Genomic DNA, 13,090 nt, shown 5'->3' with positions numbered 1-13,090 from the left:
GCTAATAGGATAGAGGTTAGTAACAAAAAAACATCCAGATTCGGACTCCCCGATTATTTCCATTTACTCATGCGCAAGGGATTTAAAAAGAGATTCAATATTTCCATTTTACAGACGTTTTTTTACTATTCTATTCCTACGGATAGCTTCCATTCGAATTAATATCAAATCAGAATCTGAATATCCTAACAAAGCCTCCATCTCTGCCAATTCAATCTTAAATTCGTCTGATTTTTCTAAATCCTGCAGTACCATATCACGTAATTTAGCAAGCCTACTTTCAATTTCTGGCAATCTCTGATATCTCACCCTTTGTATCTCACTTAATACTTTTCCTACAGTCCACCCATAAGGACTTTCCCAGCATTTTTCAACCTGAATATATCCTTTTTCGTCACGCACAAAAGAACGAATCTCCTCTTTATATGTAGCAAATATTATCTGTGGAGAGTGAGTTGCAAGTATAAATTGACAATTATTATTCTGGGAATACCGACGAAGAACCGAACTATAACTAGCCTGCCAATCTGGATGCAAAGATTCCTCCGGTTCATCAATCAAAAGAACTCGTCCTGTCATACTATTTATAAAAAAGGGGAAAAACTTGGACAAAACCAGTTGTTCACCACTAGACAAACCTTCAATCCCAAACTCTTCATTATTCAGATTAGTAAAGATAACTTGCTTATCTTCATTTATCCCTTTAAATCGTATTTGTATATCGAAATCCGAAAAGATGTTATCAATAAAAGTCTGAATATTAAGATATGCCTCAAAACTAGTTTTTCCTTGTACACGCACAGAATTATCAACATACTGAATTATTTCCTTTTGAAGATTACTTATAGTATTCTTGTCCTTTGTATTATAGAAAATTATCTTAGAAAATATTTCCCTGTATGCTTCATCGCTGGGAGAAATAGGAAATGTAATCACTTTCGATTCTCCATTATCATCAACAACTATATATCCTTCTATATTAGCTAAATTATTCCCGAAAATTATATCTCTAAGTATAATTGTTTTACCAGTGCCATTAGTACCAATAATCACTACTAAATTCAGAGTATTACCATCATGACAAAAGTCTATATCAAAATCTCGAAAAACTTTATATGCGTTAATATGGACATGCTTTATCTTCATATATTTATTATTAAAATTGCAAAGTTATGCGATAACACACAAAACAAAATATTATAAAATTCTCATCTAACTCTTTGTGGTATTTATCCCTATCATATTTCCCCATATAATACTATTAAATACCTGTTATTTGTCTCTTCTCACCAATGGAAGAAGATACCTTGCCACAAGCTCTTTCTTCTGCTCTATATTCATCTTATTTCTTCCCTTTTCTATGATTTCACGAGCTAACTCACCTTTATGGCCTGCAATATATCTCTGCTGTTTGCCATCAATAGTCGCTACAATTCTAAAATCATGTTTGGATGTTTCAATTATATGAACATCCGAAACCCTGAAATTATCAGAAGTGACATACGGCTCGACAACCGTAGGTCTATAATTTTGCATGGATTCAGAAAAAGAATCCGGTACTAGTTCTGACAAGTGCTGCTCTATACGGTCAGCCCAATACTCATTCACACCATATTTTTGCGCAAGACGATGGAAGTGGCTAATAGCTGTAGACACCTGATTAATGATAGATTTCCCGTTCTTAATGCTATTCATTTTAGCGAATTGAGTAAGGTCGGCTACAGTAATATCTTTGTTTTTCCCTAATAAAGTCAGCGAATGCACATTTTCGTAGGCCATTCCATCAAGATTGATAGTGAAAGTCAAGTCATATGCAGGTGTTATATGCCAATCTCCATCCTTATTCATCATAAAAGAAAAATTTTTCGTATGATCGTCCACGTTGGCGCCCAAAACATTAAAAACCACTCTACGAAACAACTCCGTCTGTTCGGTTACAGATATATTTAATTTACGGCATACTTCAAATAAATCTTCATAACTATCAGAACCAGGATTCATGGCAGCCAGGGTTTGAGTATGTATCTTTGTTCCCCCCACCCGGTCGTATCGCTCTGTCAAGAAATGAAATTTACCATCTACCTCAATCAACCTTGAAGGCATCATATTTATACCAGCCTCTATCGCCATCTCATAATAGGTCATTTCCACATTTGTAAATGGGAAATCATTTCCTTCGGCAAACTTCAAGATATAGTAAGTGTATCCCTCAGGTAACTCCACTTGCCCTGAACGAATATCATGGGTTTCTTCATTGATAGCCACAATCGCCTTCGGATGTTGCCCTCCGGCAGATGTACCCACTTCATATAAACTTTGAAGCGTTAGAGACTCTTCTGGTAATACTACGGCTTGTTCTCTTTCTTCGAATATCTGTTTCGCCAACAGATATAAACTATTAATCTGAATATCTGTAGGATGGTCTAAATTTGAAGTAGCAGGTATGAACTCAAACGCTCCCATACCTCTTTTCCCAATAAATGACAATCTGTCCACTGCCGACAAACTACGGAGAGAAATATGGTTTTGTGCTGCCCAATAGTCGAACAGTTGATTCCCCCACCTATCAGGCAAAGAATCTGCGAGGAATTCCGGCAGACCTTTATACAAAGAGTCTTTATTACCGGTAACGGGCATACCTTTCCCTGCAGGACCTTTAATAGAAGCTTTCAGCGGAGCAATATCGAGTCCCTTCTTTACGAAAACAGGGTTATAATTGAAAATAGCGCAATTGCTTCTGTCATCCCAATATAATCGTCCTACTTCATCACCCCAAAGCATTACTTTTACAATATTATTTTGCATGTCTCACTCGTTTAGGTTTCTTTCTCATAATCTTCTCCATCACATAAGAGGATATAGGAATCTCCGGTAGCAAACCATTTACTTGCTCCAAGCAATCCAGCACTCTCAGAAGTGCCAAGAAGTTACCCATTGTGATATTGTACGCTTTACCATTCTCAAATTGACGAACTGTGATAAGGCTTATGCCAGCTTTCTCAGCAACTTCTTTCTGAGTAAGTTGGTACGACAACCTATATTCCTTAAATCGTCGGCCTAACTCCATTATAATTTCTGAGTTAGACATCCCTGTTATGTTGTTAATCACATTCATATCACAAAGATAAATAAATTATCTCTTAAAGCAATTTATAAGAGATAAAAATAAATATATTCACTTTTATAACTTCATACTTCCCGCTTCATGACCAATTCTTCAGAGTTTATTTTAGCATCATTCCGCTACTTGAACATCTTATCTGAGTATTCTATTTTAGAATCTCAGTAATCAAAAATGACCGGCGGTTGTTCCGCACGCTGTATGCTAGCGATATATTGTGCCAACTTTCCTATAAAGCAAAGAGAATCGTGTTCCCAAAAACAACGCTTCAACTTCTTAACAAATTAACTTTCAACTAATTTGCATACAAACTATTTAATTACTACATTTGCGCTTGAGAGAAAAAGAGATACAAAAGAATGGATTTCCTCAAAAATATAACATATAGATTTACAGCAGTTTACATAATACTATATTCTATATAGTTATCACATTTTAGGAATTCCCAGAAGTTGTAGAAATTCACAAAACATTAATTATCAAACATTTAACGCTGATATTCCTTGTATCCTATTTGTATCTAACAAAATATTAACTACTGATTATCAACAATTTAAACAAGGAGTAAATTAACTGCATCGGCAAATAAAAGAACACATCAAATCTTCTTATTTTTGTATTTATTAGAGGGTTATGTTAAGGCAAACCGAGACATAGAATAAAAGAAAAGTAAAAAGATAACATAATAAAAATCATGACTGACAAACTGGACTTATTATCAAAAGAGGAACTTAAAGATTTAGTAAGGATATACGCAAAAAACATCTATGCGCTTGACGGGGTGTGGTTTCAATCAGTGGAAGAAAAGAGCGGGATGGATAAAGCAATGTTACATGATGGGAACGCATGGATAAAATTTACCCGTACGGAAGCCAAAAGGATTAAGAAATTCCTGAATCTTCCGGATATGGCAGGCCTTGAAGGCTTAGAGAAAGCATTAGCCATCAGGTTCTCCGCTTTGTCGAATCCTTCAGTCAGCATTTTTAGGGAAGGAGATACGCTTATATATCGTATAAATGAATGCAGGGTACAGTCTGCCCGAAAAGCCAAAGGCATGCCGCTCCATCCTTGTGCCCCGGTTGGTTTTATCGAACATGAAGGATTTGCACGTGTTATAGATGAAAGAATCGTTACCGAAATGATAAGTTGTTATCCGGACGTTACCGAGCAGGGATGCGCCTGTTGCTGGAAATTCACATTAAAATAATCCGAGCGTCAGTTCAGACCGATACAAATTTTCTTATCTTTGTGAAATAATCAAGAAAACATAATAAATAAACCTATGAACCGAACAATAGAAGAAAAAGCCGCGCAAATGGTCGCTGCTGCACAAGTTATTACAGTAGCGTCTATCGACGAAAACGGTTATCCGCGTCCAGTGGCGATGGTGAAACTCAAAGATGAAAACGGGGCGATTTATGTTTCGACGGGAACGAGTTCGGCAAAAACAGCTCACTTCAAAGCCAATCCCAAAGCCGGCGTTTCTATCGTGAAAGGCAGTAGCAGCATTGTCTATACGGGAGAAATGGAAATTATAACGGATGAAGCCGTAAAACGTTCTCTTTGGAGCGACTGGATGCTCGAGCATTTCCCAGGAGGAGTGGAAGACCCGGAATACTGCGTGTTGAAATTCACTCCGAAATCGACTACTTATTGGATTGACAACGAATTTATGAAAGACGGGAAATACATGAACCTATATTGTCAGAGTTGCGGAATGCCGATGCAGACTCCTGAACAATTCGGGACAAACAAAGACGGTTCCGCCAATCAGGAATATTGTTGCTATTGCTATAAAGACGGAGAATTTGTACAAGATTGTACAATGGACGGAATGATTGAACATTGCATCAAGTTCCTTGACGAGTTCAACGGAGGTAGCGATACCCAATTCACAAAAGAAGAAGCTATTGCTCAAATGAAAAAATATTTCCCGACACTCAAACGGTGGGCTAAAAAAGAATAAGACATAGAGGGCTATAAATTCATATCAAGGGACTTTGTTATTTACGTATATTACCTTTGTAATATCGACCTCTTCGATAAATCTTTTATCATGAGAAATAATCAACAATGTCCCTTGATAATTTTTAATGGTGGTAGCCAGTATTTCGAAGCTCGACAAATCAAGATTGTTTGTCGGTTCATCAAGAATAAAAGTATCCGGCATATGATTGGAAATCATTAAGCAACAAAGATATAGCCTCATCCTCTCCCCTCCGCTTAACACATGACAAGGCTTATCCCACATCTGCTTCGGGAACAAGGCCCGATGAAGCCTGAGCTTTATTTCGTGGTCTAAAAGATTCGAACGATTATATTCCTGTGCCAATTCCAATACAGTTTGTGAAGTCTTGACTTTACTATACTCTTGGTCAAGATAGACAAACGAGAAATCGTTCCTTATAATCTTTCCAATGCTTGGGGACAATTCACCTATCAGCAGTTTCAGAAGTGTCGTCTTACCGCTACCGTTATCACCTATAATATGAATCCGTTCACCACTACGGATTTCAACATCAAGTGGAACATGCCAAAGCAGTCCCTTTCTTTCATATTTAAAATTAATTTCATGAGCCGAAACCAACAGCTTTCCATTATGCAATTGTGCATGATTGAAATCAAATTTCAATTCACTTTCCGCATTTTGCTTCTGGCGCAAATCATTCAAATTCCGACAATTCCGGTCGATTATATCAGCCTGCTTACTCTTTAATTTAGCTTCTGTATTTTCACCCTTATCCTGCCTGCCTTTAAGAATGATGCGAGGTTGGCCTGAAGTCTCTTTTGCTCCTCGATTCACCCTTCGCTCTTGGTTTTCTTTTACTTTTTGTGCTTTTTTACGGGCCAATCGCAATGCTGTTTCTCCGGCATCGATTTGATTAATTAAGGCTTGTGTCTCTATCTCCTTTTGTGCTTTATAGAAATCGTAATTACCTCCATATAATTTCAAACCTTTCGGGGAGAGTTCGTATGTCTCTTCAAGCAAATTCAACAATGCGATATCATGACTTACAATTATGATTGCAGCTTTACTACCGGCTATAAATTCATAAAGTTTCCGACGACTCGTATAATCGAGATGATTAGTCGGCTCATCAAGCAAGATAATACCCGGATTATGAATGGCTATTCCGGCAAGAAATAATTTCGTTTTCTCGCCGCCGCTCAATGAATCAATAGGTGCATTCAATTCCATATCCGACAATCCCCAAGCATCAAGGGCAATGCGGCAACGGGATTCGATATTCCAATCATCAGCCAATATATCGTAAAGTTCATGCTTATCGCTACCGTTGCAAATTGCATGTAATGCCTCTATCTTATCAGACACACCTAATGCCTGGGTTATGGATATTCCCGTTATGCCTATTTGTTGCGGAATATAATAAGGAGTGGATGCGCAACGGATACTGCCCGAAGAAACCTTTAATTCTCCGGCTATCAGTTTTAAAAGTGTAGATTTACCGGTCCCGTTATTTCCAATAACAGATACTTTTCCACCTGTTGCCACAGATAGATTTACACACTCAAATAATGCTTGTTGATTATAGTAGTGATAAGATACACCACTAAGGATAATACTCATAATGTAGACAATTAATAAGAAGGGTCTTATATCAAGACCAATTAAACCGAAATATATTTTAAAAACTTGTGGCGTCGGTATAATTAAAAAACCAACTATTAATTGTTTATTCTCATCGGAGTACTTTTAAATTCGAGTACAAACGTAACAGTTCTGCTTCAATCCGCCAAATATTCTTTAATGTTTTCTGAAAATCCTGTGTTTATCACCCACACGCCCGTTTCATATTTCGTCATAACATCCAGGGATTAACACTGCTTATCCTTTTTTCCGCTACAGCAAGGGCCAGAAGCATTACAGCCTAATTTTTATATGAAAAAGAACCGTTTTATCGAAGAACATTCTTAAATTAGCCCCCAAAACAAAGAATATCATATTATGGAAAAAGATTTTGATTTCTCTACAGTTCCCTACCAATACCCGTTATGCCTCAACCGACAATGTCCGAAAGCCGCTAACTGCCTGAGACAGATAGCCGAGCGGCACATGCCGGACAGTACCGCATATTGCTACATAGTCAATCCCCGGCATCTTGCCACTTTAGAAGGCGATTGCCCCTACTTCCGCTCCGATAACAAAATACAATACGCAAAAGGTTTTATCGGATTTCTGGAAAAACTGCCGCACAGGCAAATGCTACAAGTCAGCAACACCCTGATAGCCTGCTTCAATCGCCGGACCTATTTCCGCGTCCGCAAAGGAGAACGCTTGCTCTCGCCTGCCGAACAACAAATTGTAGCGGACACCTGCCGGGAGTGTGGCGTTAGCATTCCCGTGGTATTTGATGCCTACTTGGAAGATTACGACTGGTAGTTTACTTTTTTATTTGACGGTTTTTAACCGAGTCAACCTGCCTTACATATAAGACGGAAAGTAGTCAACGAAAATCGTTAACACACAAAGGTCAACCTTTATTATGTTTTAGTTTTAACCGAGTCAACCTGACTTATATATAAGACGGATAGTAGTCAACGATAATCGTTAACATACAGCCTCTTCATAGTGCCATGCCGATGGCACAAGAGTGCCAATAAGGTGACACTCCTGTGCCACAGTATTGGCACTCCAGTGCCACCCTATTGGCATTCGTCAGCTCAACAAGCTTTCACAGGCACAATTCAGGAACAAATGGCCCATTTCCCCTATCATTTTGTTTAATTAACATTCCCGTATGCAGCTTTTTCCGCTAAAATTGCATTTGTATTAATGTGAATCAAAAATAATCTGTTAAACAACTAATAAAAAATAGGACGCTTTATGAAAGGGCTTTTTAGTTTCAATAAAATGTTTGCCTCGGTGATGATGGTTGCGGGGTTGATGATGTTCCAGTCTTGTTCGGACGACGATGGCTACAATTACGCGATGGTATTTCCCAACGCGCTGGTAACCGTCAAACCGATAGACAACAAATCCTTCTTCTTGCAATTGGACGACAGCACAACGTTGCTGCCGGTAAACGTAACCTCTTCCCCTTATGGAGACAGGGAAGTGAGAGCTTTGGTGAATTGCCAATTGGTAAACGAACCATCCGAAGGCTACGACAAGGCGGTACATATCAACTGGATTGACAGTATTCTGACAAAAACGATTGCTCCCGACTTGGACTTGAACAACGACTCGGTATACGGCAACGACCCGGTGGAAATAGTCAACGATTGGGTGACTATCGCCGAAGACGGTTATCTGACCCTCCGTTTCAGAACCAGATGGGGAGGCCAAAACAGCAAGCCCCATTACGTCAACTTATTGGCAAGCCAAGACCCGAACAATCCTTACGAAGTGGAATTCCGCCACAATGCATACGGGGATGTATACGGCAAGCCGGCAGACGGACTGGTTGCTTTCAAACTGGACGCTCTCCCCGATACGCAAGGCAAAACCGTCAAGCTGAAATTAAAATGGAAATCATTCAGCGGCAACAAATCAGTGGATTTTAATTATTGCACACGCAAGTCGACTCCGGCTACTGCCGAGATTGCAGCCGAAAGAAGCGTTTTAAAACTACAGTAAACTACATTACATATATTCATTCAAAATACGGGTGAGACTGATGGGAAACATCATCCACCTGTATTTTTTTTGTTCTTTATGTCCTAACATAACAATCAATTATCAAAAAGTTATTATCTTCGCTCACAGATTAACTACAAATATTGAATAATTTATGAAGAAAAAAAGTTTAACATTATTAGTGGCTACGACTTTAGCCAGCAGTGTCTTATTCTCTTCCTGTATCGGTTCTTTCGGATTGACAAACAAATTGCTGGATTGGAATAGAAACATTGACAGTAAATTTGTGAACGAATTAGTTTTCATTGCATTCTGGATTGTTCCGGTTTATGAAATATCCGCACTTGCCGATGTCTTGGTATTGAACTCCATCGAGTTCTGGAGCGGCGACAACCCTGTTGCCGATGCCGGAAATGTCAAGACTATCGATACTAAAGACGGTGTCTATACCGTAGAAACCAAGAAAGACGGTTATCATATTCAGAAAGAAGGGGAAGAAAAAGCTATCGACCTCGTATTTGACGAAACGGATAAAAGCTGGAGTGTAGAAGCAGAAGGCGAAGCAACCAAGCTGCTGAAGTTCAACGGAAAAGACGAAGTAGTAATGTTCCTTCCGGACGGCAAAGAAATGAATGTAGAATTAAACAAGGCAGGTGTGCTTGCTTTCAAGCAGGTTGCCGAAGGTTATTCATACTACGCAGCAAGATAATTGGATATTGAATAATGGGAAAAGAGGGTGTTGCTAATGAAACATCAGCAGCATCCTCTTCACTATTCAACGAACAATGTGCTAATCTAAATAAAAACAATACATATGAAACACAAGATTCAAAAAACTGTAATCTCCGGAATGTTGGGCTGCTTCGTACTTGGAACAGTGCTGGCCGACAATCCGGCAAACTCTCCTCAAAAACCTTACTGGCAGGATGTACAGGTTGTTGCGGTAAACAAAGAATTACCCCGTACCTCTTTTATGACTTACGGAGACCGTGCGACGGCACTTTCTTCCCGATATGAAAAAAGTCCGTTCTATTCTTTACTGAACGGTACATGGAAATTCTATTTTGTCGATTCCTACAAAGACCTTCCGGCTAACATCACAGAGCCTTCTGTCAGTACAGCCTCGTGGGACGATATTTCTGTTCCCGGAAACTGGGAAGTACAAGGTCATGGCGTCGCTATCTATACAAATCATGGTTACGAGTTTAAGCCGCGTAATCCGCAACCTCCGCTTTTGCCGGAAGCAAATCCGGTAGGTGTATACCGTCGCGACTTTGAAGTACCGGCAGGTTGGGATGGGCGCGATGTCTATCTGCACATAGCAGGAGCAAAATCCGGATTATATGTATATGTAAACGGAAAAGAAGTTGGTTACAGCGAGGACTCTAAAAACCCTGCGGAATTTCTGATTAATAAATATCTGCAACCGGGGAAAAATGTTCTTACATTAAAAATATTCCGCTGGAGTACCGGTTCTTATTTGGAATGCCAGGATTTCTGGCGGATAAGCGGAATTGAACGCGATGTTTATTTATGGTCGCAACCCAAAATAGGTATCAACGATTATCGTGTCGTTTCTACATTGGACGATACTTACAAAAATGGTATTTTCCGTCTGGCTGTAGATATTAAAAACCATACGGACAAAGCAAAAGACGTTGACGTTTCCTACGAACTGCTGGACGCACAAGGAAAAGTTGTTGCTTCTGCTGAAAACAAACTTTGGGTTAGCGCCAACAGCCAAGCCACAGCCTCTTTCGATAAAGACCTGAACGAGGTTGCCGCCTGGAGTGCGGAATCCCCGAACCTTTATAAACTTCTGATGACAGTCAAAGAAGATGGCAAAGTAACGGAAGTAATCCCGCAGAACGTAGGTTTCCGCCGGATGGAAATTAAAGAAATCGACCAGATTGCCGGCAATGGCAAACCTTATGTCGTCATGTTGTTCAATGGGCAACCTGTTAAATTTAAAGGCGTGAATATCCACGAACACAATCCGGAAACCGGCCATTATATGACAGAAGAGTTGATGCGCAAAGACTTCGAAATCATGAAGAAGAATAACATCAATGCTGTTCGTTTATGCCATTATCCGCAAGACCGTAAATTCTATGAATTGTGCGATGAATACGGTTTGTATGTCTACGATGAGGCAAATATCGAGTCGCACGGTATGTACTACGACTTGCGAAAAGGAGGTACGCTGGGCAACAATCCGGAATGGCTGGTACCGCACATGGACCGCACCGTAAACATGTATGAACGAAACAAAAACCATCCGTCCGTAACCTTCTGGTCATTAGGTAATGAAGCCGGCAACGGGTACAATTTCTATCAGACTTATCTCTTCCTGAAAGAAAAAGAGAAAACGATGATGAATCGTCCGGTCAATTACGAACGCGCACTCTGGGAATGGAATACCGACATGTATGTTCCGCAATATCCAAGTGCCGGATGGTTGGAAGCAATCGGAAAAGAAGGCACTGACCGCCCGGTAGCTCCTTCCGAATATTCACATGCGATGGGTAATTCCAACGGTAACCTCTGGGACCAGTGGAAAGCAATCTATAAATATCCGAACCTGCAAGGCGGATTTATCTGGGATTGGGTAGACCAAGGCATTCTGCAAAAGGACAAGAATGGCCGCGAGTTCTGGGCTTATGGAGGCGATTTCGGTGTCAATACTCCGAGTGATGGTAACTTCCTGTGCAACGGTATCATAAATCCGGACCGTAATCCGCATCCGGCAATGGCTGAAGTGAAATATGCGCACCAAAATGTGGGTTTCGAGGCTGTAGACTTGGATAAAGGAGTGTTCAAAATAACCAACCGCTTCTACTTCCTGAATTTGAAAGATTATATGTTGAGCTACACAGTCAAAGCGAACAATAAGATTGTGAAAAGCAATAAAATGTCTCTCGACTTGGCTCCACAGGCAACAACCGAAATAACCGTTCCTATAGCCGGGTTGAAGCCGCAGGCCGGAGTTGAGTATTTCGTTGATTTCGCGGTGACGACAATCAAGCCGGAAGGAGTTGTCCCTGCCGGATACGATATTGCCCACGACCAGTTCCTATTGCCTGTTACAGCCGATAAGAAAGCCTATAAGGCCAACGGCCCGAAACTGAATGTTTCGACAGAAGGTGATAACTTGACAGTTTCTTCTTCCAAAGTGAACTTTGTATTCGACAAAAAATCAGGTATCGTAACCTCCTACAAGGTAGATGGCACGGAATATTTCAACGAAGGTTTCGGTATCCAGCCTAACTTCTGGCGTGCTCCGACCGATAATGATTATGGTAACGGTGCTCCTAAACGTGAACAAATCTGGAAACAGAGCAGTAAGAACTTCAATGTGACAGACGCAAATGTTCAAATGGACGGCAATAATGCCATTATCAATGTAAATTATCTGTTACCGGCAGGAAACCTTTATATCGTAAACTATAAGATTTATCCGAACGGCACAGTTAACGTATCAGCCCGTTTCACTTCCACAGATATGAATGCCGCAGAAACAGAAGTTTCCGAAGCGACCCGCATGGCAACATTCACACCAGGGAAAGAAGAAGCGCGAAAAGCAGCCTCCAAGCTGAATGTTCCACGTATCGGCGTACGTTTCCGTCTGCCTGCCAACATGAACAGTGTGCAGTATTTCGGACGCGGACCGGAAGAGAACTATTGGGACCGTCAAGCCGGAACATTAGTCGGCCTCTATAAAACAACTGCCGATGAGATGTATTATCCATACGTTCGTCCGCAGGAAAACGGTCATCATGGCGACACTCGCTGGGTATCTCTAACAGCTGGGAAAGGCAAAGGTTTGCTCATCGAAGCAGACAATGTGATAGGCTTTAATGCCCTGCGCAACTCAATCGAAGATTTCGATGATGAAGAACAGGTGAACCTCCCGCGCCAATGGAATAATTTCTCTCCTGCTGAGGTTGCCAATCACGATGAAGAAAGTGCGAAGAACACACTTCGCCGTCAACATCATGTAAACGACATCGTGCCACGCGACTTTGTTGAAGTTTGTGTAGATTTGAAACAAGAAGGCCTGGCCGGTTACGACAGTTGGGGCTCACGTCCGGAACCGGCTTATTCGCTTCCGGCAAATCGCGAATACAACTGGGGCTTCACTTTAATCCCCATCAATAGCGAAAGTAGTGTACAAGGAAAAACAGGTTATAGCTATTAAGTAAAACCTGATAGGATTTATGTAGAAGGGCCGTTCCAATGGAAAAAGGAGCAGCCCTTCTCTTTTTATACGAACTTATCGGCAAATTGACAAATTCAACGCATTTTTCCGGTTTTATCTATCATTTCACTAAAATCCTATTATATTTGTAAACTTATAAGTTATTTAGACC

Annotated in this window: 10 protein-coding genes and 1 pseudogene; 7 read left to right on the top strand and 4 right to left on the bottom strand. The window is 40.4% G+C overall.

Annotation, left to right across the window (positions count from 1 at the left end):
* Positions 1–108 precede the first annotated feature (108 nt).
* The 3 genes from DW103_RS09485 to DW103_RS09475 all read right to left on the bottom strand — a co-directional run bounded on the left by DW103_RS09485 (position 109) and on the right by DW103_RS09475 (position 3,088).
* Positions 109–1,146 carry an AAA family ATPase gene (locus tag DW103_RS09485; RefSeq protein ID WP_122275472.1) on the bottom strand — a complete coding sequence of 346 codons (1,038 nt, stop codon included), beginning with the start codon at positions 1,144–1,146 and terminating at the stop codon, positions 109–111.
* A 126-nt stretch (positions 1,147–1,272) separates the two neighbouring features.
* Positions 1,273–2,805 (bottom strand): type II toxin-antitoxin system HipA family toxin, encoded by a 1,533-nt coding sequence (locus DW103_RS09480; RefSeq protein ID WP_122275470.1) that lies wholly within the window; start codon positions 2,803–2,805, stop codon positions 1,273–1,275.
* A complete protein-coding gene (locus DW103_RS09475) occupies positions 2,795–3,088 on the bottom strand; it encodes a helix-turn-helix domain-containing protein (RefSeq protein WP_122275545.1) in 294 nt (97 codons plus the stop codon). The genes DW103_RS09480 and DW103_RS09475 overlap by 11 nt, the downstream gene beginning before the upstream one ends.
* Before the next feature lie 727 nt (positions 3,089–3,815).
* Here DW103_RS09475 and DW103_RS09470 point away from each other — a divergent pair.
* The 3 genes and pseudogenes from DW103_RS09470 to DW103_RS09460 all read left to right on the top strand — a co-directional run bounded on the left by DW103_RS09470 (position 3,816) and on the right by DW103_RS09460 (position 5,087).
* Positions 3,816–4,328, top strand: coding sequence for a DUF6125 family protein (locus tag DW103_RS09470; protein ID WP_122275468.1), 513 nt, complete (start codon positions 3,816–3,818; stop codon positions 4,326–4,328).
* A 75-nt stretch (positions 4,329–4,403) separates the two neighbouring features.
* Positions 4,404–4,772, top strand: a pseudogene (locus DW103_RS09465) (pyridoxamine 5'-phosphate oxidase family protein); the annotation flags it as partial.
* A 39-nt stretch (positions 4,773–4,811) separates the two neighbouring features.
* Positions 4,812–5,087 carry a zinc ribbon domain-containing protein gene (locus DW103_RS09460; RefSeq protein WP_122275543.1) on the top strand — a complete coding sequence of 92 codons (276 nt, stop codon included), beginning with the start codon at positions 4,812–4,814 and terminating at the stop codon, positions 5,085–5,087.
* 24 nt (positions 5,088–5,111) lie between these two features.
* Here DW103_RS09460 and DW103_RS09455 read toward each other — a convergent pair whose 3' ends face one another.
* Positions 5,112–6,710 (bottom strand): ABC-F family ATP-binding cassette domain-containing protein, encoded by a 1,599-nt coding sequence (locus tag DW103_RS09455; RefSeq protein WP_122275466.1) that lies wholly within the window; start codon positions 6,708–6,710, stop codon positions 5,112–5,114.
* A 378-nt stretch (positions 6,711–7,088) separates the two neighbouring features.
* Here DW103_RS09455 and DW103_RS09450 point away from each other — a divergent pair, with 378 nt between their 5' ends.
* The 4 genes from DW103_RS09450 (at position 7,089) to DW103_RS09435 (ending at position 12,918) form a co-directional block, all read left to right on the top strand.
* The gene (locus tag DW103_RS09450; RefSeq protein ID WP_122275464.1) at positions 7,089–7,523 is read left to right on the top strand and encodes a DUF6078 family protein; all 435 of its coding nucleotides are present in this window, start codon (positions 7,089–7,091) and stop codon (positions 7,521–7,523) included.
* A 444-nt stretch (positions 7,524–7,967) separates the two neighbouring features.
* The gene (locus DW103_RS09445) at positions 7,968–8,720 is read left to right on the top strand and encodes a NigD-like protein (protein ID WP_122275462.1); all 753 of its coding nucleotides are present in this window, start codon (positions 7,968–7,970) and stop codon (positions 8,718–8,720) included.
* 154 nt (positions 8,721–8,874) lie between these two features.
* Positions 8,875–9,429: a DUF3332 domain-containing protein gene (locus tag DW103_RS09440; RefSeq protein WP_122275460.1), complete on the top strand. Its 555-nt coding sequence runs from the start codon at positions 8,875–8,877 to the stop codon at positions 9,427–9,429.
* A 105-nt stretch (positions 9,430–9,534) separates the two neighbouring features.
* Positions 9,535–12,918, top strand: coding sequence for a glycoside hydrolase family 2 TIM barrel-domain containing protein (locus DW103_RS09435; RefSeq protein WP_122275458.1), 3,384 nt, complete (start codon positions 9,535–9,537; stop codon positions 12,916–12,918).
* Positions 12,919–13,090 lie beyond the last annotated feature (172 nt).

It is taken from the genome of Parabacteroides sp. AM08-6, from assembly GCF_003473295.1.
Lineage (GTDB): Bacteria > Bacteroidota > Bacteroidia > Bacteroidales > Tannerellaceae > Parabacteroides.
Note: the sequence above shows the minus strand (reverse complement) of the source record. Positions and strands in the feature narration are given on the sequence as shown.

What these genes read in the sequence shown, in the direction of transcription:
- DW103_RS09485 (WP_122275472.1), bottom strand. Translation starts at nt 1,146, where the DNA reads ATGAAGATAAAGCATGTCCATATTAACGCATATAAAGTTTTTCGAGAT.
- DW103_RS09480 (WP_122275470.1), bottom strand. Translation starts at nt 2,805, where the DNA reads ATGCAAAATAATATTGTAAAAGTAATGCTTTGGGGTGATGAAGTAGGA.
- DW103_RS09475 (WP_122275545.1), bottom strand. Translation starts at nt 3,088, where the DNA reads ATGTCTAACTCAGAAATTATAATGGAGTTAGGCCGACGATTTAAGGAA.
- DW103_RS09470 (WP_122275468.1), top strand. Translation starts at nt 3,816, where the DNA reads ATGACTGACAAACTGGACTTATTATCAAAAGAGGAACTTAAAGATTTA.
- DW103_RS09460 (WP_122275543.1), top strand. Translation starts at nt 4,812, where the DNA reads ATGAACCTATATTGTCAGAGTTGCGGAATGCCGATGCAGACTCCTGAA.
- DW103_RS09455 (WP_122275466.1), bottom strand. Translation starts at nt 6,710, where the DNA reads ATGAGTATTATCCTTAGTGGTGTATCTTATCACTACTATAATCAACAA.
- DW103_RS09450 (WP_122275464.1), top strand. Translation starts at nt 7,089, where the DNA reads ATGGAAAAAGATTTTGATTTCTCTACAGTTCCCTACCAATACCCGTTA.
- DW103_RS09445 (WP_122275462.1), top strand. Translation starts at nt 7,968, where the DNA reads ATGAAAGGGCTTTTTAGTTTCAATAAAATGTTTGCCTCGGTGATGATG.
- DW103_RS09440 (WP_122275460.1), top strand. Translation starts at nt 8,875, where the DNA reads ATGAAGAAAAAAAGTTTAACATTATTAGTGGCTACGACTTTAGCCAGC.
- DW103_RS09435 (WP_122275458.1), top strand. Translation starts at nt 9,535, where the DNA reads ATGAAACACAAGATTCAAAAAACTGTAATCTCCGGAATGTTGGGCTGC.